Origin of the sequence: Burkholderia sp. SIMBA_051, from assembly GCF_046534915.1 — a bacterium.
Taxonomy (GTDB): Bacteria; Pseudomonadota; Gammaproteobacteria; order Burkholderiales; family Burkholderiaceae; genus Burkholderia; species Burkholderia ambifaria.
Genome location: NZ_JAWRXS010000002.1, coordinates 640,731 through 660,694, shown reverse-complemented (window position 1 = coordinate 660,694; position 19,964 = coordinate 640,731). Strand labels below are relative to the sequence as shown.

The 19,964-nt window shown below is 68.0% G+C and carries 15 protein-coding genes; 7 read left to right on the top strand and 8 right to left on the bottom strand.

Annotated features, from left to right (window positions below):
* The first annotated feature begins 175 nt into the window (after nucleotides 1-175).
* The 5 genes from SB771_RS07010 to nagE all read left to right on the top strand — a co-directional run bounded on the left by SB771_RS07010 (nucleotide 176) and on the right by nagE (nucleotide 7,580).
* The gene (locus SB771_RS07010) at nucleotides 176-910 is read left to right on the top strand and encodes a GntR family transcriptional regulator (RefSeq protein ID WP_011657990.1); all 735 of its coding nucleotides are present in this window, start codon (nucleotides 176-178) and stop codon (nucleotides 908-910) included.
* 117 nt (nucleotides 911-1,027) lie between these two features.
* Nucleotides 1,028-2,131: an N-acetylglucosamine-6-phosphate deacetylase gene (gene nagA, locus SB771_RS07005; RefSeq protein WP_124656749.1), complete on the top strand. Its 1,104-nt coding sequence runs from the start codon at nucleotides 1,028-1,030 to the stop codon at nucleotides 2,129-2,131.
* Complete coding sequence (locus tag SB771_RS07000) at nucleotides 2,124-3,131, top strand: SIS domain-containing protein (RefSeq protein ID WP_043175718.1); 1,008 nt, start codon at nucleotides 2,124-2,126, stop codon at nucleotides 3,129-3,131. The genes nagA and SB771_RS07000 overlap by 8 nt, the downstream gene beginning before the upstream one ends.
* Nucleotides 3,132-3,146: 15 nt before the next feature.
* Complete coding sequence (gene ptsP, locus SB771_RS06995; RefSeq protein ID WP_175662510.1) at nucleotides 3,147-5,729, top strand: phosphoenolpyruvate--protein phosphotransferase; 2,583 nt, start codon at nucleotides 3,147-3,149, stop codon at nucleotides 5,727-5,729.
* Between the two features lie 87 nt (nucleotides 5,730-5,816).
* Complete coding sequence (gene nagE / locus SB771_RS06990) at nucleotides 5,817-7,580, top strand: N-acetylglucosamine-specific PTS transporter subunit IIBC (protein WP_175662511.1); 1,764 nt, start codon at nucleotides 5,817-5,819, stop codon at nucleotides 7,578-7,580.
* 242 nt (nucleotides 7,581-7,822) lie between these two features.
* Here the strand turns inward: nagE and SB771_RS06985 are convergent, their stop codons facing one another.
* The 6 genes from SB771_RS06985 to rpoH form a co-directional block, all read right to left on the bottom strand.
* A complete protein-coding gene (locus SB771_RS06985; RefSeq protein WP_175662512.1) occupies nucleotides 7,823-10,306 on the bottom strand; it encodes a family 20 glycosylhydrolase in 2,484 nt (827 codons plus the stop codon).
* 584 nt (nucleotides 10,307-10,890) lie between these two features.
* Nucleotides 10,891-11,013, bottom strand: coding sequence for a cytochrome bd-I oxidase subunit CydX (gene cydX / locus SB771_RS06980; RefSeq protein WP_006483737.1), 123 nt, complete (start codon nucleotides 11,011-11,013; stop codon nucleotides 10,891-10,893).
* Nucleotides 11,014-11,068: 55 nt separating this feature from the next.
* Nucleotides 11,069-12,205, bottom strand: coding sequence for a cytochrome d ubiquinol oxidase subunit II (cydB, locus tag SB771_RS06975; protein WP_012364747.1), 1,137 nt, complete (start codon nucleotides 12,203-12,205; stop codon nucleotides 11,069-11,071).
* 31 nt (nucleotides 12,206-12,236) lie between these two features.
* Nucleotides 12,237-13,814 carry a cytochrome ubiquinol oxidase subunit I gene (locus tag SB771_RS06970; RefSeq protein WP_175662513.1) on the bottom strand — a complete coding sequence of 526 codons (1,578 nt, stop codon included), beginning with the start codon at nucleotides 13,812-13,814 and terminating at the stop codon, nucleotides 12,237-12,239.
* Nucleotides 13,804-14,082 carry a cytochrome oxidase putative small subunit CydP gene (cydP, locus tag SB771_RS06965; protein WP_012364745.1) on the bottom strand — a complete coding sequence of 93 codons (279 nt, stop codon included), beginning with the start codon at nucleotides 14,080-14,082 and terminating at the stop codon, nucleotides 13,804-13,806. The genes SB771_RS06970 and cydP overlap by 11 nt, the downstream gene beginning before the upstream one ends.
* Before the next feature lie 339 nt (nucleotides 14,083-14,421).
* The gene (rpoH, locus tag SB771_RS06960; RefSeq protein ID WP_175656262.1) at nucleotides 14,422-15,357 is read right to left on the bottom strand and encodes an RNA polymerase sigma factor RpoH; all 936 of its coding nucleotides are present in this window, start codon (nucleotides 15,355-15,357) and stop codon (nucleotides 14,422-14,424) included.
* Nucleotides 15,358-15,717: 360 nt separating this feature from the next.
* Between rpoH and SB771_RS06955 the strand changes: the two genes are divergently transcribed.
* Together SB771_RS06955 and SB771_RS06950 are read left to right on the top strand one after the other, a co-directional pair.
* Nucleotides 15,718-16,287 (top strand): acyloxyacyl hydrolase, encoded by a 570-nt coding sequence (locus tag SB771_RS06955; protein ID WP_011657983.1) that lies wholly within the window; start codon nucleotides 15,718-15,720, stop codon nucleotides 16,285-16,287.
* 45 nt (nucleotides 16,288-16,332) lie between these two features.
* Complete coding sequence (locus SB771_RS06950; protein ID WP_165752060.1) at nucleotides 16,333-16,716, top strand: nuclear transport factor 2 family protein; 384 nt, start codon at nucleotides 16,333-16,335, stop codon at nucleotides 16,714-16,716.
* Between the two features lie 143 nt (nucleotides 16,717-16,859).
* On the opposite strand, the gene leuA is transcribed toward SB771_RS06950, so the two are convergent.
* Together leuA and ybiB are read right to left on the bottom strand one after the other, a co-directional pair.
* Complete coding sequence (leuA, locus tag SB771_RS06945; protein WP_011657981.1) at nucleotides 16,860-18,506, bottom strand: 2-isopropylmalate synthase; 1,647 nt, start codon at nucleotides 18,504-18,506, stop codon at nucleotides 16,860-16,862.
* Between the two features lie 390 nt (nucleotides 18,507-18,896).
* Nucleotides 18,897-19,871: a DNA-binding protein YbiB gene (gene ybiB, locus SB771_RS06940; RefSeq protein WP_126228537.1), complete on the bottom strand. Its 975-nt coding sequence runs from the start codon at nucleotides 19,869-19,871 to the stop codon at nucleotides 18,897-18,899.
* Nucleotides 19,872-19,964 lie beyond the last annotated feature (93 nt).

The following is a 19,964-nucleotide window of genomic DNA, read 5'->3' as shown; positions in this document are numbered from 1 at the left end:
TCCCTATCCCGCATCGCGTTGTAAACAAAGGCTTTCCCGCTACTAAAACGCTTGCCGGGCAAGGCTTCGGCGGATTTTCGCCGCGCTAATACCAGTTCGTTGACTGGTATTATGGTGGTTATATAATGCGTTCACTTTCGACGGTCCGAGATCGTCGTCCGACACCCGGAGGCACATGGAAACCGGCTGGTCCGAACTGGCGCCCGATCCCCTCGACGACACGCCGCTGTATCTGCAGCTCGCCCGCAACCTGGCGAGCGCGATTCACGCCGGCGCGTGGCGGGCCGGGGAGGCGCTGCCGTCGGAGCGGCTGCTGTCGGGGTCGGTCGGCGTGTCGCGGATCACGGCCCGCCGTGCGCTCGCGCTGCTGGTCGAGCAGGGGCTGATCAAGCGGGCGCGCGGCGCGGGCAGCTTCATCACGCCGCGTGTCGCCGATCCGCTGTCGCGTCTCGTCGGCTTCACCGCGAAGATGCAGCAGCGCGGCTTCGTGCCCGATTCGGTGTGGCTGTCGCGCACGCTGCGCGCCGCGAGCCGCGACGAGATCACGCATCTCGGCCTCGCGCCCGGCGCGACGGTCGCGCGGCTCGAACGGCTGCGCCGCGCGGACGGCATCGTGATGGCCGTCGAGCATTCGACGCTGCCGGCCGCGGTGGTGCCCGATCCGCAGGCGCTCGGCGCGTCGCTGTACGAATACCTCGACGCGCGCGGGATGACCGTGGTGCGCGCGCTGCAGCACTTTCGCGCGGCGAACGCGACGCACGAGATCGCGAAGTGGATGGCGGTGAAGCCGGGCTCGGCGCTGCTGGTCATCACGCGCATCGGCTACGGCGTCGATCAGCGCGCGATCGAAGTGACCGAAACGTATTGCCGCGACGACTATTACGACTTCGTCGCGGAACTGAAACGCTGACGCGCGAGACTGCCCGCGCGTCGTGTTCGACCGAACACGACGAAGCGCAACGAAGCGCAACGGATTTGCAAATCGCGACGCGGATGTCCGCGTCACCAGATCATCAAGAGAAACGTCATGCTGACTGGAAACATCCTTACCCCCGACGGCTGGATTCACGGTTCGCTCGATAGCGAGAACGGCCGCATTACCACGCTCGACGGCACGCCCGCCGATCCCGCGAAGAACGACGCGCCGTACATCCTGCCCGGCTTCATCGACCTGCACGTGCACGGCGGCGGCGGCGCCGACGTGATGGAAGGCGGCGACGCGATCGAGACGATCGCCCGCACGCATGCGCAGTTCGGCACGACGAGCCTGCTCGCGACGACGATGACCGCGCCGCGCGACGAACTGATGCAGGTCGTCGCCAATCTCGGCAGCGTCGCGCGCACCCGCACGCCGGGTGGCGCACGCGTGCTCGGCGTGCACCTCGAAGGGCCGTACATCAATCCCGGCAAGCTCGGCGCGCAGCCGGACGCGGCCGTGTCGGCCGTGCTCGACGAAGTGCTGAAGTACCTGTCGATCGCGCCGATCCGCGTCGTCACGCTCGCGCCGGAAATCGCCGGCCACATCGAGATCATCGGCGAGATGGCCGCGCGCGGCGTGCGCGTGCAGCTCGGCCACTCGCTCGCGACCTACGACGACGCCGTCGCCGCGCTCAAGCACGGCGCATGCGGCTTCACGCACCTGTTCAACGCGATGTCGCCGCTGCATCACCGCAATCCGGGCCTCGTCGGCGCGGCGCTCGCGCATGCCGAGTACGCGGAAATCATCCCCGACCTGCTGCACGTGCACCCCGGTGCGATTCGTGCGGCGCTGCGCGCGATCCCGCGCCTGTACGTCGTGACCGACAGCACGTCGGCCACCGGCATGCCCGACGGCGAATACCGGCTCGGCAGCCAGCACGTGACGAAGTGCCTCGGCGGCGTGCGGCTCGCCGACGGCACGCTCGCCGGCAGCACGCTGACGATGGACCAGGCGCTGCGCAACCTCGTGTCGCTCGGCTTGCCGATCGCCGACGTGTCGAACCGGATGTCGCGCTATGCGGCCGACTACCTCGGCATCGCCGATCGCGGCCGCCTCGCGCGCGGCGCATGGGCCGACCTCGTCGTGTTCGATCGCGACCTGAACCTCACCGCGACCTACGTCGAAGGAGAATCGATTGTCGAATATGCTTAACGAAGCGCGCGAGTCCGCCCAGGTCGTCGCCGCGCAACTCGCCGACACCACGCGCGTCGAAGCGCTCGCCGGCCAATTGCTCGATCACCCGCCGGCCGTCGCGCTGACGGTCGCGCGCGGCAGCTCGGATCACGCCGCCAGCTATTTCGCGAGCCTGACGATGAGCCGCCTCGGCGTGCCCGTCGCGTCGCTGCCGATGTCGGTCGCGACGCTGCAGCAGGCGCCGCTGAAGGTGCAGGACCAGCTCGCGCTCGCGTTCTCCCAGTCGGGCAAGAGCCCCGATCTCGTCAACACGATGGCCGCGCTGCGCGAAGCCGGCGCGCGCACCGTCGCCGCTGTCAACGTGCTGCCGTCGCCGCTCGCCGACGCGTGCGAGCACCAGTTGCCGCTGCTGGCCGGCCCCGAGCTGTCGGTGGCCGCGACCAAGAGCTATATCGCGATGCTGTCGCTGTCCGCGCAGATCGTCGCGTACTGGCAGCGCGACGCCGCGCTGGTGACCGCGTTGCGCGGCCTGCCCGACGTGCTCGCGCAAGCTGGCCAGCTCGACTGGTCGCCGGCCGTCGCCGCGCTCGCCGACATCGAACGGATGATCGTGATCGGCCGCGGCCTGGGTCTTGCGATCGCGCAGGAAGCCGCGCTGAAACTGAAGGAAACCTCCGGGATCCAGGCCGAGGCGTTCTCGAGCGCCGAAGTCCGTCACGGCCCGATGGAGCTGATCGACCGCGACTATCCGCTGCTGGTGTTCGCGCCGCCGGGGCCCGAGCAGGCCGGGCTGCTGCAGCTCGCGCAGGACATGCGCGCACGCGGCGCCGCCGTGCTGCTCGCGGCGCCTGCCGGCACGCCCGGCGCGACCTTGCCGCTGGCGCAGTCCGCCCATTCGGCGCTCGACCCGATCGCCGCCATTCTTTCGTTCTACGTGATGGCGGCGGATCTCGCCGTCGCGCGCGGCCGCAATCCCGACACGCCGCGCCACCTGAACAAAGTCACCGAAACGCACTGATAGCCGAGACAGCCGATGAGACGCGCCGAGGAGTCCCAGTTGAAGAGTTCCACCCATGATCCGATCGTCCTGCACGCCCCGCTGACCGGGCCGATCGTCGCGCTGGCCGATGTGCCCGATCCGGTGTTCTCCGGCGGGATGTTCGGCGACGGCATCGGCATCGACCCGCTCGCGGGCAAGCTCGTTGCGCCGTGCGCCGGCGTCGTGTCGCATCTCGCGCGCACCGGCCATGCGTTGACCATCACGACGCCGCAAGGCGCGGAAGTGCTGCTGCACATCGGCATCGACACCGTCGAGCTGAACGGGCAGGGTTTCACCGCGCATGTCGAAGCCGGCGCGCGGGTCGCGGCGGGCGACCTGCTGATCGAGTTCGACCAGGACACGGTCGCGCGCAGCGCGCATTCGCTGGTGTCGGTGATCGCGATCGCGAACTCCGACGCGTTCGAGGTCGTCGAGCGCGCGAGCGGTTTCGCGACCGCCGGCGAGACGCCGCTGCTGACGCTGCGCGGCAAGGGCGAAGCCGCCGCGCAGGCGGCGCAGGCCGGCGCCGCGGCGATGCACGAAGTGCGTCGCGAGCTCGTGCTGACGCAGCCGGGCGGCCTGCATGCACGCCCGGCCGCACGGGCGCGTGAATCCGTGCGCGGCATCGACGCGACGGTCGACGTGCAGTTCGACGGCCGCAAGGCGTCGATCACGAGCGTCGTGGGCCTGCTCGGCCTCGGCGCCGGCGAAGGCGCGACGATCGAACTGATCGGCCGCGGCGCGCACGCGCAGCAAGCCGTCGAAGCGGTCGAACATGAACTGCTGCGCGAAGCGCACGGCGAAGTCGAGGAGAAGCCGGCGCGGCTGCGTTCGCCGGCGCCGCAGATGGTCGTGCGCAATACCGGCGCGTCGCTCGACCCGAACACGCTCGCGGGCGTATGCGCGGCGCCCGGCATCGCGGTCGGCACGCTCGTGCGTCTCGACGATGCGGAAATCGTGCCGCCCGAACAGGCGTCCGGCACACCCGCGTCGGAAAGCCGCCGCCTCGACCAGGCGCTGAAGGCGGTCGACGCCGAACTCGACGAAACGGTGCGCAACGCGTCGGCGCGCGGCGCAGTCGGCGAGGCGGGAATCTTCGCGGTGCATCGCGTGCTGCTCGAGGACCCGACGCTGGTCGACGCGGCGCGCGACCAGATCAGCCTCGGCAAGAGCGCGGGCTTCGCGTGGCGCGCGACGATCCGCGCGCAGATCGACACGCTGTCGAAGCTCGACGACACGCTGCTCGCCGAGCGCGCGGCCGACCTGCGCGACATCGAGAAGCGCGTGCTGCGCGCGCTCGGCCACACCAGCGGCGCGACGCGCGCGCTGCCCGACGAGGCCGTGCTCGCCGCCGAGGAATTCACGCCGTCGGACCTGTCGTCGCTCGATCGCCAGCGCGTGACCGCGCTCGTGATGGCGCGCGGCGGCGCGACGTCGCATGCGGCGATCATCGCGCGCCAGCTCGGCATTCCGGCGCTCGTCGCGGTCGGCGACGCGCTGTACGCGATTCCGGACGGCACGCAGGTCGTCGTCGATGCGAGCGCGGGCCGTCTCGAGCACGCACCGACCGCGCTCGACGTCGAGCGCGCGCGCCACGAACGCCAGCGTCTGGACGGCGTGCGCGAAGCGAACCGGCAGATGGCCGGCGCCGCCGCCGCGACCATCGACGGTCGCGCGATCGAGGTCGCCGCGAACATCGCGACGCTCGACGACGCGAACACCGCGGTCGACAACGGCGCGGACGCGATCGGCCTGCTGCGCACCGAGCTGATGTTCATCCATCGCCAGTCCGCGCCGAGCGCAGTCGAGCATCAGCAGAGCTACCAGTCGATCGTCGACGCGCTGCAGGGCCGCACCGCGATCATCCGCACGCTCGACGTCGGTGCCGACAAGGAAGTCGACTACCTGACGCTGCCGCCCGAACCGAACCCGGCGCTCGGCCTGCGCGGCATCCGCCTCGCGCAGGTGCGCCCCGACTTGCTCGACGATCAGTTGCAGGGCCTGCTCGCGGTGCGGCCGTTCGGCGCGGTGCGCATCCTGCTGCCGATGGTGACGGATGCGGGCGAACTCGTGCGGCTGCGCAAGCGCATCGATGAATTCGCGCGTGCGCAGGGCCGCACCGAGCCGATCGAGGTCGGCGTGATGATCGAGGTGCCGTCGGCGGCGCTGCTTGCCGACCAGCTCGCGCAGCACGCGGATTTCCTGTCGATCGGCACCAACGACCTCACGCAGTACACGCTCGCGATGGACCGCTGCCAGGCCGATCTGGCCGCGCAGTCCGACGGCCTGCATCCGGCCGTGCTGCGCCTGATCGACATCGCGGTGCGCGGCGCGGCGAAGCATGGCAAGTGGGTCGGCGTGTGCGGCACGCTGGGCGGCGATCCGCTCGCGGTGCCGATCCTCGTCGGCCTCGGCGTGACCGAACTGTCGGTGGATCCGGTGTCGGTGCCGGGCATCAAGGCGCGCGTGCGCCGTCTCGATTACCAGCTGTGTCGCCAGCGTGCGCAGGATCTGCTCGCACTCGACTCGGCACAGGCGGTAAGGGCAGCAAGCCGCGAGGTCTGGCCGCTCGACTGAACGTCGACGGCGGGCGCGCGACCCGTTTCACCACGAAAGCAATTCGTTCAACGACGATTAACGACGAGACATGGACTGGAGGACTGAATGGACGGGAATCCGTTTCTGAAGATACAGGGCCTGGGCCGGGCGCTGATGCTGCCGATCGCGGTGTTGCCGGTCGCCGGCATCCTGCTGCGGCTCGGGCAGCCGGATGTGTTCAACATCAAGATGATCGCCGACGCCGGCGGCGCGATCTTCGACAACCTGCCGCTCTTGTTCGCGATCGGCGTGGCGGTCGGTTTCGCGAAGGACAACAACGGCGTGGCGGCACTTGCGGGCGCGATCGGCTACCTGATCGAAACCGCGATCATGAAGGACATCGATCCCAAGCTGAACATGGGCGTGCTGTCCGGGATCATCGCGGGCGTGGTCGCGGGGCTGCTGTACAACCGCTACAAGGACATCAAGCTGCCGGACTACCTCGCGTTCTTCGGCGGCAAGCGGTTCGTGCCGATCATCACGGGGCTGGTATGCGTGATACTCGGCATCGTGTTCGGCTACGTGTGGCAGCCGGTCCAGCATGCGATCGACGCGGCCGGCCAGTGGCTCACGACGGCGGGCGCGATCGGTGCGTTCGTGTTCGGCTTCCTGAACCGCCTGCTGCTCGTCACGGGCCTGCACCACATCATCAACTCGCTCGCGTGGTTCGTGTTCGGCAACTTCACGCCGCCGGCCGGTGGCGAGATCGTGCACGGCGACCTGCACCGCTTCTTCGCGGGCGATTCGACCGCGGGCACCTTCATGGCCGGCTTCTTCCCGATCATGATGTTCGGCCTGCCGGCCGCGTGTCTCGCGATGCTGCACGAAGCGCCGAAGGAGCGCCGCGCGATGGTCGGCGGCCTGCTGTTCTCGATGGCGCTCACGTCGTTCCTGACCGGCGTGACCGAGCCAATCGAATTCAGCTTCATGTTCCTCGCGCCGGTGCTGTACGTGATCCACGCGGTGCTCACGGGGCTGTCGCTCGCGATCTGCCAGCTGCTCGGCGTGAAGCTCGGCTTCACGTTCTCGGCCGGCGCGATCGACTACGTGCTGAACTACGGGCTGTCGACGAAGGGCTGGATCGCGATTCCGCTCGGCATCGCGTACGGTGTCGCGTACTACGGGCTGTTCCGCTTCTTCATCCGCAAGTTCAACATGGCGACGCCCGGCCGCGAGCCGGCCTCGGCCGATGCGGCGACCGAGTCGTTCGCGTCGGGCGGTTTCGTCGCGCCGGCCGCCGGTGCCGCGGCGGCAGCGCCGCGTGCGCTGCGCTACATCGCCGCGCTTGGCGGGGCAGGCAACCTGACGGTCGTCGACGCATGCACGACGCGCCTGCGCCTGAGCGTCGTCGACCCGGAGAAGGTGTCGGAGCCTGAACTGAAGTCGATTGGCGCGCGCGGCGTGCTCAAGCGCGGCGGCAACAGCGTGCAGGTGATCATCGGGCCCGAGGCCGACATCATTGCCGACGAGATGCGTTCGGCAATGGGCAGCGGCGCGAGCGGTGCCGCAGCGCCGGTCGCGGCCGCGGCCGCGCAGCCGGTCACGGGCGCGGCGGCCGGCCCGCTCGATCCCGATCCGCTGCGCTGGCTCGCGGTGTTCGGCGGCGCGACCAACGTCGCGACACTCGACGCGATCGCGACCACGCGCCTGCGTGTCGTCGTGCGCGACGCATCGGCAGTCGATCGCGATCGCCTCGGTGCACTCGATGTCGCATGGGTGTCGCCTGACACGTTCCACATCGTCTGCGGCAACGCGGCGGCACGCTACGCCGAACAGCTCGGCGCACGTCTGCCGTCGACGGGCGGCGGCGCGGCCGCGCAACCGGCCTGATGCGCTGAGGGCGGCCCGGTCCGCCGGGTCGCAGGGCAGCAAAACGAAAACGGCTTGCGATGCGTCGCAAGCCGTTTTTCATTGGTGGGGGCGTATGCGCGATGCGTTCGTCTGCATCGCGCATCGCTCAGACGGTCAGTCGCTCAGCCGCTGAGCCGCTCAGCCGCTCAGCGGTCGGCGGTCAGCGGTCGGCGGTCGGCGGTCAGCCGGTCAGCCGGTCAGCCGCTCGACCGCTCGACCGTTCACGGATTCGTCAGCGTGAAAGTCGGCTTCCGATAGCCAATGCCGGCACGATCGAGCTTCGGCAATTCGCGCTGCGTGACCAGCGTCGCGAAACCGGCCCAGTCGCGCTGCAGCGCGGCCGTGTCGACGCGATGCGTGTCGCCGCGCTTGTAGCGCACGCCGGCCGTGTACGGCAGCTCCCAGTCGGCCCGGTGCCACGCGCGTTCGGCGAGCGCGAGCAGGCGCGGATACACCATGTACTCGAGGAACGTGTCGTTGCGCATCACCTCGCCCCAGGCCTGACCCTGGATGCCTTCGATGCGCGGCGCGGGGCCCGTGCCGGTCACCTCGAACGCGTTGCCGTCGCGATCGCCCATCACTTCGGCGTTCTGCGGCAGGTTCTCCGGCGCGAGCGAGAACACCTTGTACTCGTCGGTTGCCTGCGAGCCCCAGTAGTAGCCGCGTTCGCGCGGGTTCAGCGTGTACGGGAAGTCGAAGTACAGGTAATCGGGCAGCGCCAGCACCGTCTGGTAGCCCTTGCCGCTCAGGTCGCGCGCGCTGTCCGACGCGCCCCAGAAGATCGTGTCCCACAGCGACACCATCACATGCCGCGTGCTGAAGTCCTGCGGCCCGTTTGCGTGCTTGATGCCGTCCTGCCACGCGGCCATCGTGCCGATCCCGTTCGCGTCGACCGCCGCGCTCACCTGTTTCGCGAAGCGCGTCGGCAGCTCGTCGATCGACTTGATCTCGCCGCGCTGGAGCAGCGCCGTGCACGCGGGCGAGCGCGCCCACGGCTTGTCCTGCGCGGCGAGGTCGATGCGCCCCTTGTTCGGATCGGTGCCGTTCAACGGCTGGAAGCCGCCGCCGAGCAGGATGTTCTTCGCTTCGTCGCCGCCGTAGTGCCAGATGCGCAGCGGCGCCTGCGCGTCCGCATGCATCGCCGCGATCTCGCGGATCACCTTCGACGCGAAGTTGAGCGCGCCCGGCACGCACGGGTTCAGGTCGCTGCGCCGGTCGTAGAACTGCACCGTCGTCAGGTTCGACGTGTCCTGCGGATCGAGCAGCCGGTACGCGTTCGCGTCCTGGTCGCGGCCGGCCGCATGCAGCCGGCGGTAGCGCGCCTCCATCGACACCACGGCCGCGCGTGCGTGCGCGGGCATGTCGATTTCGGGAATCACGTCGATGAAGCGGTCGGCCGCGTAGCGCACGAGCGCGACGTAGTCGGCGCGCGTCAGGTAGCCGCCGCCCGAGCGGTTGTCGGGGCCGGAGCCGAGTTGCGGCAGCAGGCAGCGCGTCTCGCTCGGATCGTGGCAGCGGCGCGCGCCGATGTCGGTCAGCTCGGGCAGGCCGGGAATCTCGATGCGCCAGCCTTCGTCGTCCGACAGGTGCAGGTGCAGGCGATTGAGCTTGTACGCACTCATCTGGTCGATCAGGCGGCGCAGCGTCGCCGGCTGCTTGAAGTTGCGCGCGAGATCGACGTGCATCCCGCGATGCGTGAAGCGCGGCGCATCCTCGATGAGCAGCGCCGGGACCGTGCCGCCGCCGGCCGGCGCAAGCGAGAACAGCGTCTGCACACCGTAGTAGAGGCCGGCGCGATCGTAGCCTTCGATGAGGACGCCGCGCGGCCCGATCGCGAGCCGGTAGCCGCCCGGCGTCGCGATGTCGGCCGGCAGCCGGCGCGGTGCGACCGCGCCGAGCACCGGCACGCGTGTGCCGTCCAGGCCGAGCGTCGTCGCGCGCTCGCGCAGCGCCGCGACCTGCGCGTCGGGCAGGCCGGCCAGCAAGAGCTCGACGCCGCGCAGATCGAGCGCGCCGGGCAGCGGCTGCTCGCGCTTCACGCTCGGCAGCGCGCGGCTCGCGTCGGGCCGCGCGGCGACGGCCGGCGCATTGCCCGTCGAATTGTTCTGCGCGTCGGCCGGCAGCGATTCGACGTAGCGAAGCTCGTTGTCGGTGTCGTTGTAGCGGAGCACCGCGGGCGATGCGCCGTCGACGACGACGTACGGCCGCGGAATCACGTCGCTGTAGCGCCGCACCCAATATTCGGCGACGAACGGCAGCTCGATGCGTTCGCCGGGCGCGAGCCGTACCGATCCCGGCTGCGGCGTCAGCTCGTACAGGTCGCCGGTGAGCCGGCGCAGCGCGAAGCCTGGACGGTCGATTCGCAGCAGGCGGCGGATGCTGTGCAGGTAGAGCTTCCAGCCGCCGTCGGCGATCGGCTGGTGGCCGCGGTTCTGCAGAAAGAGGCGGCCCGTCGCGCAGGCCGCGCCGTCGGCGCCGAGGTCCGCACACGGCACGCCGGCCGCGGCCGCGTGGTTGTTGTCCACGGACACGCGCAACGCAAGGCCGTTCGACAGCAATGCCGCCAGATCGGCCGGCTGCATGGCCGGCCGGGCGGTGCCGGCGATCGCGCCGGCGGCGGTTTGCACCGGCGCGGCGCAGGTCGCGGCCGGCAACAGCGCCGCGATCAGCAAGCCGGTCAGCAGAGAGGGCAACGTGCTCTTCATTCGAACTCCTGAGAAAAAAGGGGGGCGTCGCGGCGTCGTCGGACGACGTCGCCGCGGTCGGGTCTTTCAACGGAGCTGCGGGGACACCAGCGCCCGGCGCGAGGCGGTTGCGCCGGACGTATTCGGCACGCGAGTCGCGTGCGTTACGGAACGGGAGGCGGGCACGCGTGCCGATCCGGTCGGCGAGGGCACGTCGGCGTGTTCATCGGGAAGGGGCGGGAGAGGTGGCGGCGTCGATGCGCGCGGCGCCGGTGGTATCGGAGTGGTCGAGCCCGACGGCAACGGCGAGCGCCGTCACCCGGCAAGCAGCTGCCGCACGCAAGCGGCGACGCGACGCGCACGCGCGCGCCCCACACGGGATTCGCATGTCTCCCCCACTCAAATGGATTCGGCCTGTTGGCGGCCGCGTCCAACGATCATATGAAACCTTTTATTGGTATTCAAGTGGTATCAATCTGGCGCTAAATTGGGATCGACCGGCTGCGCGCGCCCTCGCTGCCCGGACGAAAAAAAACCTCGCATGAAGCGAGGTTCGTTCCGGACGCGGTGGGCGGGGCGAGATGCGCGCGGCCGCCGCGCACGCGTCAGTCGCGCCGTGCGCGCACCGGCGCTTCCTGCGGCTTCTGCCGCGCTTCGAGCCACATCGCGTTGACGATGCCGAACGACAGCGCGACGCCGATACCGAGAATCCAGCTGAAATACCACATGATCCGACTCCTTGCGAAACGGTGGGCGAGGGCGCGTGCACGCCCCCGGCCGGGTTCAATACATCGAGTGTTCGTTCTCTTCGAGCGTCTGGCGCGTGACCTTGCCGCGCATCACGCGATAGACCCAGCTCGTGTAGAGCAGGACGATCGGCAGGAACACGATCACCGCGAACAGCATCACCTGCAGCGTCATGTGGCTCGATGTCGAATCCCACACGGTCAGGCTGCTGCGCGGGTCGAGCGACGACGGCATGATGAACGGGAACATCGAGAAGCCCGCGGTCAGGATCACGCCGGTGATCATCAGGCCGGTGCAGAAGAACGCGGTCTTTTCCTGCCTGGAGCCGGCGAGCAGCAGCGCGAGCAGGCCGCCCGCGATCCCGACCAGCGGCGCCGCGATCATCCACGGATACTCGCCGTAGTTCGCGAGCCACAGGCCCGAGCCGGCGGCGACATCCTTCAGCAGCGGGTTCGCGACCGTGTCGTTCGGCGCGGCGTGCGTGATGTGGAAGCCGCCGATCGTCGATGCGACCAGCACGCCGGCCAGCACGAACAGCACGACCGCCAGGAGCGCCGACACGCGCAGCGCGATCGACGCGCGGCGCGCGATCACGCCGTCGGTCTTCATCTTGATGAACGCGGCGCCGTGCGCGACGAGCATCGTGAGGCTGACGAGCCCGCAGAGCAGCGCGAACGGGTTCAGCAGCGCCCAGAAGCCGCCGTAGTAGGTCACGCGCAGGTCGCTGTCGAACTTGAACGGCACGCCCTGCAGCAGGTTGCCGAACGCGACGCCGAACACCAGCGCCGGCACGAAGCCGCCGACGAACAGGCCCCAGTCCCAGCCCGCGCGCCAGCGCGGGTCGGGCCGCTTGCTGCGATAGTCGAAGCCGACCGGCCGGAAGAACAGCGCGAACAGCACCAGCAGCATCGCGAAGTAGAAGCCGGAGAACGACGCGGCGTAGACGAGCGGCCACGCGGCGAACATCGCGCCGCCGGCCGTGATCAGCCACACCTGGTTGCCTTCCCACGTCGCGCCGACCGTGTTGACGATGATGCGGCGCTCGTCGTCGGTCTTGCCGAGGAACGGCAGCAGCGCGGTGGCGCCCATGTCGAAGCCGTCGGTGACGGCGAAGCCGATCAGCAGCACGCCGACGAGCAGCCACCAGATCAGCTTGAGAGTTGCATAGTCCATAGCGATTCCTTGTTCCGTTGCGGGTGCGTGCTCAAACCGTGGCACGCTCGCCGGCGGCGATTTCGTGGTGATAGCGGCCGGTATGCAGCGACGACGGGCCGAGGCGCGCGTACTTGAACATCAGCTTGATCTCGATGACGAACAGCGCGGTGTAGAACAGGATGAAGCCGGCGAGACTCAGGTACAGGTCGCTCGGCTGCAGGCTCGACGCGGACAGATGCGTCGGCAGCACGCCGGCGATCGTCCACGGCTGGCGGCCGAGCTCGGCGACGATCCAGCCGAATTCGATCGCGATCCACGGCAGCGGAATCGCCCACACCGCGTAGCGGAGGAACCAGCGGCGGTTGTCCTGCAGCAGCTCGCGGCGCGCGCAGAACCAGAACGCGGCAACGAACGTCGCGACGAACAGGAAGCCGAGGGCCACCATGATCCGGAACGAGAAGAACACGGGCGCGACCGGCGGGATCGTCTTCTTCGCGGCGGCCTTGATCTGCTCGGGCGTCGCGTCCGTCACGTTCGGCGTGAACTGCTTGAGCATCAGCCCGTAGCCGAGATACTGCTTGTGCTGGTCGAACAACGCGCGGGTCGCGTCGCTCGTGTCGCCCTGCTTGATCTTCTGCAGCGCGCCGTAAGCGAGCATCCCGCTCTGGATGTGCTCCTCGCTGCGCTTCGCGAGCTCGCGCAGGCCGATCACCGGCTCGTCGATCGAGCGCGTCGCGATCAGGCCGAGCGCGTACGGGATCTTGATCGCATAGTCGGTGCGCTGCGCTTCCTGGTTCGGAATCCCGATCAGCGTGAACGACGCGGGCGCCGGCTGCGTTTCCCATTCGGATTCGATCGCGGCGAGCTTCATCTTCTGCACTTCGCCGGTCGTATAGCCCGATTCGTCGCCGAGCACGATCACGCAGAGCGTCGCCGCGAGGCCGAAGCCGGCCGCGACCGCGAACGAGCGCAGCGCGAAGTCGACGTCGCGCTTCTTCAGCAGGTACCACGACGACACGCCGAGCACGAACATCGCCGCCGACACATAGCCGGCCGACACGGTGTGCACGAACTTCACCTGCGCGACCGGGTTGAACAGCACGTCGAACAGGCTCGTCATCTCCATGCGCATCGTCTGGTAGTTGAACGCCGCGCCGACCGGGTTGTTCATCCAGCCGTTCGCGACGAGAATCCACAGCGCGGACAGGTTCGAGCCCAGCGCGACGAGGAACGTGACCATCAGGTGCTTGATCTTCGACAGGCGGTTCCAGCCGAAGAAGAACAGGCCGACGAACGTCGATTCGAGGAAGAACGCCATCAGGCCTTCCACCGCGAGCGGCACGCCGAAGATGTCGCCGACGTAGTGCGAGTAGTACGACCAGTTCGTGCCGAACTGGAATTCGAGCGTGATGCCGGTCGTCACGCCCATCGCGAAGTTGATCCCGAACAGCTTGCCCCAGAACTGGGTCATGTCCTTGTAGACCTGCTTGCCCGTCATCACGTAGACGGCTTCCATGATGACGAGCAGCCAGGAGAGGCCGAGCGTCAGCGGCACGAACAGGAAGTGGTAGAGCGCCGTGATGCCGAACTGTAGACGTGACAGATCGACGACTTCGCTACTTATCATGGTGGTCTCCCTCGGTAGATGCAGGAGCCGGCACCGAGAGCAGCTTCTCGGCGACGACGGCAGGCGGCAGTGACATGTGCTCGGCCTGCGGATGATTGAAGAATGCGTATTTGAGCGACATCAGGAGGATCAGCTTGACGATCAGCACCAGCGTGATGTCGCGCATGAGGGTTGGGCCGCGCGCCCACGCGGCGATGCGCGCGCGCCAGCCGATCGTGCCGGCGGCCTGCGGGGGAGGCGGCGCAGGCTCTTTGTTGATCGAGATCAAGGCGATTATCCTGAATCGATTTACGTGGGTTTTGGGGCGACTTTACGTCGGATTTATGACGGCACTTAAGCTGTTTTAATCCTTTTAAGCCGACATGCCAATTTTAAAACGCCGGCTTTCCGCTGCCGAGTGCCGCGCTGCGGCAGACCGTCGCGAATCGCGGGTCAAAACTTGAGGTAGATCAACGGTATGCGGATGGGGCGGGAAACCGGCCGATAGCCGGTCAATAACGTCGATTAATTAGCGCGGCGACGCGCGAAACGACAGACAAACGACAGACGAAAAAAAACCGCTGCCGGTCGGGCAGCGGTTTTGGATGAAGCGTGCTGAATCGCGGATTTATGCGTATTCGGCGAGGGCGGTGCGCATCTTCTTCATGGCGCTCGCTTCGATCTGGCGGATGCGTTCCGCCGACACGCCGAATTCGGCGGCGAGATCGTGCAGCGTCGAGCCGCCCGAGCCGTCGTCGTCGACGTTCAGCCAGCGCGCCTCGATGATCCGGCGGCTGCGTGCGTCGAGCGCCTCGAGCGCCTGCGCGATGCCGTCCGTCTGTAGCATGTCGCGCTGACGCGCGGCGAGCACGGCGCTCGGCTCGTTGTGCGAATCGGCCAGGTAGGCGATCGGCGCATACGACTCCTCGCCGTCGTCCACTTGCCCCTCGAGCGCGATGTCGCCGCCCGACAGGCGCGTTTCCATCTCGGTCACGTCTTCGCGCTTGACGTTGAGCTCCTGCGCGAGGCCGTCGATTTCCTCGGGCGTCATCGCCTGCATGCTCTTCTTGTGGCTGCGCAGGTTGAAGAACAGCTTGCGCTGCGCCTTCGTCGTCGCGACCTTCACCATCCGCCAGTTACGCAGGATGTACTCGTGGATCTCGGCCTTGATCCAGTGGATCGCGTACGACACCAGGCGCACGTTTTGCGTCGGGTCGAAACGCTTCACCGCCTTCATCAGGCCGATGTTGCCTTCCTGGATCAGGTCGCCATGCGGCAGGCCGTAGCCGAGATAGTTGCGCGCGATCGACACGACGAGCCGCAGGTGCGACAGCACGAGGCGGCGGGCCGAGTCGAGGTTGTTGTCTTCGCGGAATTCGGTCGCATAGCGGCGTTCTTCCTCGGCGGTCAGCAGCGGGATCCGGTTGACGGCCTGGATATACGCGTCGATGTTGCCAAGCTGGCCCGGCAACATCGATTGAGTTGCGAGCGCCAGCGAGCCTGCCGATGCGGCCTTGGCCGGCGTCGGGCTCAGGGTGTTCGGAAGGGTCAGGGCGTGGCTCACTAAAAAACTCCTTTGGAATCAGGGACAAACCCCTGGTCTCGGATGAGATTCCGGGGCCCATCTTAGCACTCCCGGAATCCGAGTGCTAATCCTTAGAGGGCGCGTGGGCATCCGAGTTCCCGGTTTTTCTATCGAACTTGTCGAGTCGATAGTCTAATTTGCGACTAGGGGTACGGGGAGAAGTTCCGTAAACCGTTGTTTCTGATGGTAATCAGTAGACGTTTTCGATTTTTGTAGTTTTGGAAGCAAACAATTTCGCTTCGTGATGCCGATCCGAAAAGTCCTTTACCATACCATTCAGTTCGCTCGGGCCGGCCGCTGCGGCAAGGCTCCATTCAACCCGCAAAGTTGGAGTGTCAGATGAACAATAAGAAGAATCGCCGGTCCCCTCGCCGGCTTGCGCTGGATGCGCTGCTGGCGGCATCGCTGCTGGGCGGATCGGGGGCCGCGTTCGCGGACCGCTGGGGGATCCAGGCGGGCGGCGGTTTTTCCGATCGCCACGGGATCGACAAGGCCGACCTCGCGGTGGTGTGGGATCCGGGCTGGAACTGGTGGGAAATCGGCGGCTGGCACTTCACGTTCGTGATGGAAGGTCACGCCGGCTACTGGCATACGGGCGGCAATGTTCACGCCAATATCGGGGAGTTCGGCGCGACGCCGATGTTCCGTTTCATCAAGAGCGCGGGCCAGGTTCGCCCGTTCATCGAGGCCGGCGCCGGCATCCGCTTCCTCACGCACCCGACGATCTCAAACGATCTGTCGCTGTCGACCTCCTTCCAGTTCGCGGATGTGGTCGGCGTCGGCGCGCAGTTCGGAGAACGCCAACAGTATCAGCTCGGTTACCGTTTTCAACATGTGTCTAACGCGGGTATCAAAGAGCCGAATCCTGGTATAAATTTCCACCAGTTCTACGTGCAGTACAACTTCTGATCCGCACGCCCGCGCACGGCGGGCGCGTTGCCGAGGAGTCAGGCGATGACGAAGGTGGTCGATGCGATTCGCGCACTCGAGCGCGATCGGTTCCGGGCGATGGTCGACGGGGACGGCGAGGCGCTTGACGCGCAATTGTCGGACAAGGTGTTCTTCGTGCACACCAACGGCAAACGCGAAACCAAGCAGCAGTTCATCGACGCAATCGTCGCCGGCCGCCGCCGCTATCGCCAGATCGAAATCCAGTCGCAGGACCTGCTGACCCTCGGCGACGCCACCTGCGTCGTCACCGGGCGCGCGCTGATCGAGATGGAAACGAACAACGGCGGGCTGGTGTTTCCGATCGCCTATACGGCCATCCACACCCACGAGCAGGGCCACTGGCGCCTGCTTGCGTGGCAGGCGACGCGGTGCGCGACCGAGACATGAGCGCGCGTGGCGCTCCTTTTCATGTCCCCACCGAAGCGGCCTCCTGGGCCGCTTTTTGCTGGCCCGTGCGGCGCGGATCGCGCGGCGCACGGGCGGTCACGTCCCGCTCCCTGACGTTCGAACCCTGAAGTGAAACCCGGTGCTCAGGCCGCCGCGCGTCGGTCGGCGCAATGCCAGGCCGAGCGGTTGATCGCGCTGACGACCGCGTCGAGCGCCGCGCTCGCCGCATCGGCGTGCACCCCGACGCCATGCCGCAGCGGCGCATCGCCGATCCGGCAGCCGACCGATACCGCGATCCTGCCGTCCGTCGTGCGCGCGTGTTCGCACGACGCGACGTCGATCGTCGCGCCGGCCGCCGTCGCGAAGGCTGCGGCCATCCGTCGCACGGCATCTTCGGGCGTCGCGTCGGCCGGCGGCGCGGCCGCGATGTCGCGGTTCTGCCAGCGCGCGGCGTCACCGTGGCGTGCGGCCGGGCCGGCGGTCTCGAAGAACTCGCGGGCGAACAGCGCGCAGATCGCATCGCCGGTCACTTCCTCGCCGGACGCGTCGGCGAGCGTCTGCACCGCGTGGCTGAATTCGATCTGCACGCGGCGCGTCGGCGTGAAGCCCATCCCGCGTTCGAGCAGGAACGTCGCGCCGCCCTTGCCGGACTGGCTGTTCACGCGGATCACCGCGTCATAGCTGCGGCCGAGATCGGCCGGGTCGATCGGCAGGTACGGCACTTCCCACACCGCGTCGGGCCGCTGCTGCGCGAAACCCTTGCGGATCGCGTCCTGGTGCGAGCCGGAAAATGCTGTGAACACGAGGTCGCCCGCGTACGGATGGCGCGGATGCACGGGAATCTGGTTGCAGCGCTCGACCACGCGGCGCACCGCGTCGATGTCGGAGAAATCGAGGCCCGGGTCGATGCCCTGCGTATAGAGGTTCAGCGCGAGCGTGACGAGATCGACGTTGCCGGTGCGCTCGCCGTTGCCGAACAGGCAGCCCTCGATGCGATCGGCGCCCGCGAGCAGCGCGAGTTCGGCGGCCGCGACCGCGGTGCCGCGATCGTTGTGCGGATGCACGGACAGCACGATGCTGTCGCGATACGCGAGATTGCGGTCCATCCACTCGATCTGGTCGGCGAACACGTTCGGGCTCGCGGCTTCGACGGTCGCCGGCAGGTTGACGATCATCTTGTGATCGCGGGTCGGCCGCCAGGCCTGCGCGACCGCGTCGCACACTTCGCGCGCGAACGTCAGTTCGGTCATGCTGAAGGTTTCCGGCGAGTACTGGTAGGTCCAGTGTGTGTCCGGACGGGCCGCCGCATGTTCCTTGATCAGTCGCGTGCCGTCGACCGCGAGTGCCTTCACGTCGTCCTTCGACATCCCGAACACGATGCGGCGGAACGACGGGCAGATCGCGTTGTACAGGTGGACGATCGCGCGCGGCACGCCTTCGAGCGCGTCGAAGGTGCGCGCGATCAGGTCTTCGCGCGACTGCACGAGCACTTCGATCGTCACGTCGTCGGGGATGCGCTTGTCGTCGATCAGCTTGCGCACGAAATCGAAGTCGGTTTGCGACGCCGACGGAAAACCGACTTCGATCTCCTTGAAACCGATCGCAACCAGCATGTCGAAGAACTCCAGCTTCTGCTCGATGCTCATCGGCTCGATCAGCGACTGGTTGCCGTCGCGCAGGTCGGTGCTCATCCAGACCGGCGCACGCTCGATGGTGCGGGTCGGCCAGCGGCGGCCATTGAGGCGGACGGGTTCGAACGGACGGTACTTGTCTTGCGGGTTGCGCTTCATCTTCGGGACCTCGGGTCTCAAGTCGCGAGCGAAGACGGGCGGCAGGAGCGACGGTTGGCGCTGCCTCGCACCGTGGCGCGGGAAACGCGCCGCGGATGCGGATGATCTTCGCGAATCGACCGACGGATAGACGGACGAATGCTGACGACTTCGGGTTGTAAAAACTGCGAGAAGGGTGCTGCGAGGAACTGCTGGAGGGACCGTGCGGACAGCACACGGCGCTACGAGAGCCTTAGGCTAGTCGTAGCGATAGCGACCGCGCTAGGCGGCCGGAGGTAATTCGGAGGGTGTTCGGAAAGGAACGCATGGCGACAACTCTATGCCAGGATGCGTGCGCGTGTCAAATGGTCGGTTCAAAGGTCGGCGCGAAAGGGGCGACCCGGGGGCCGTTTAGGCTGCGGTCCGGACGATCCGCACGATCGTCGCGACCTGCCGCGCAAGCGCGTCGGGCACGGGGATTTCGCCGCGCAGCACGGCGTCCGTCCAGGCGGCGGTGGTCGCCGCGTCGCGCGATTCGGGCAGCGCGACAGGCGGCGCGTCGGTCGACGAGCGCTCGGCCTCGATCAGCGTGTCGCACACGCCGTCGTGCAGCCAGTCGACCTGCACCTGGCGCCGCGTGTCGGCCGCCGCTTCGCCTTCGGTGCCGCGCGCGAGCAGCGCACCGCCGAGCGCGGCGTCCGGATGATCGCGGAACAGTTGCGCGAGGCTCTCGCGGTACGGCGGATGCGTGTAGTTGACGAGCCGCAGCCCGGCCGGCGCGAACGGCTGCAGGATCTTCACCAGCGTGTGCGTGGAGTTGCGCACGCCGAGCACGCGGCGCATCGACAGCAGGTGCGCGATGCGCGGCGCCAGCGCTTCGATCGGCGCGAACGCGACGCGGCGCTCGGCAAGCGTGTCCTCGATCGCGTCGTGCGACGTCGACGGCGCAATCGACAGCGCCGAGAAGATCTCCGCGCTCGTCACGCGGCCCGGGTCGCGCTCGACGCCGTGCACGAGCACCGGCACCCCTTCGCGCGCGAGCAAGAGCGCGAGCAGCGGCACCAGGTTCGGCTGCTTGCGCGCGCCGTTGTAGCTCGGAATCGACACAGGGCGGAACGCGGCATCCTGCACGTGCACGGGTTCGAACGACGCCTGCGCGGCGGCGAGCATCGCGGCCAGCTCGTCGGCGCTTTCACCCTTCAGGCGATAGGCGATCAGGATCGCGCCGAGCTCGACGTCCGACACGCGGCCATCGAGCATCGCGCGATAGAGCTCGAACGTGTCTTCGGCGGACAGCGCGCGTGCGCCGTGCGGGCCGCGGCCGATTTCCTTGATGAAGCGGGCGCAAGGGAACGGCGAGGCTGCGGAGTCGTGGGGAGCGGTCATCGGCGTGGGGCGGGCGGCCGGCATCGGGCCGCGCTGTGAACGGTAAGGAATGCCCCGAGTATCGCATGGGCGCGGCTGGCCCACGGGCGCGGC

Excerpts from the sequence above, each read along its gene's own strand:
- SB771_RS07010 (WP_011657990.1), top strand. The coding sequence starts at position 176 with ATGGAAACCGGCTGGTCCGAACTGGCGCCCGATCCCCTCGACGACACG.
- nagA (WP_124656749.1), top strand. The coding sequence starts at position 1,028 with ATGCTGACTGGAAACATCCTTACCCCCGACGGCTGGATTCACGGTTCG.
- SB771_RS07000 (WP_043175718.1), top strand. The coding sequence starts at position 2,124 with ATGCTTAACGAAGCGCGCGAGTCCGCCCAGGTCGTCGCCGCGCAACTC.
- ptsP (WP_175662510.1), top strand. The coding sequence starts at position 3,147 with ATGAGACGCGCCGAGGAGTCCCAGTTGAAGAGTTCCACCCATGATCCG.
- nagE (WP_175662511.1), top strand. The coding sequence starts at position 5,817 with ATGGACGGGAATCCGTTTCTGAAGATACAGGGCCTGGGCCGGGCGCTG.
- SB771_RS06985 (WP_175662512.1), bottom strand. The coding sequence starts at position 10,306 with ATGAAGAGCACGTTGCCCTCTCTGCTGACCGGCTTGCTGATCGCGGCG.
- cydX (WP_006483737.1), bottom strand. The coding sequence starts at position 11,013 with ATGTGGTATTTCAGCTGGATTCTCGGTATCGGCGTCGCGCTGTCGTTC.
- cydB (WP_012364747.1), bottom strand. The coding sequence starts at position 12,205 with ATGGACTATGCAACTCTCAAGCTGATCTGGTGGCTGCTCGTCGGCGTG.
- SB771_RS06970 (WP_175662513.1), bottom strand. The coding sequence starts at position 13,814 with ATGATAAGTAGCGAAGTCGTCGATCTGTCACGTCTACAGTTCGGCATC.
- SB771_RS06955 (WP_011657983.1), top strand. The coding sequence starts at position 15,718 with ATGAACAATAAGAAGAATCGCCGGTCCCCTCGCCGGCTTGCGCTGGAT.
- SB771_RS06950 (WP_165752060.1), top strand. The coding sequence starts at position 16,333 with ATGACGAAGGTGGTCGATGCGATTCGCGCACTCGAGCGCGATCGGTTC.
- leuA (WP_011657981.1), bottom strand. The coding sequence starts at position 18,506 with ATGAAGCGCAACCCGCAAGACAAGTACCGTCCGTTCGAACCCGTCCGC.
- ybiB (WP_126228537.1), bottom strand. The coding sequence starts at position 19,871 with ATGACCGCTCCCCACGACTCCGCAGCCTCGCCGTTCCCTTGCGCCCGC.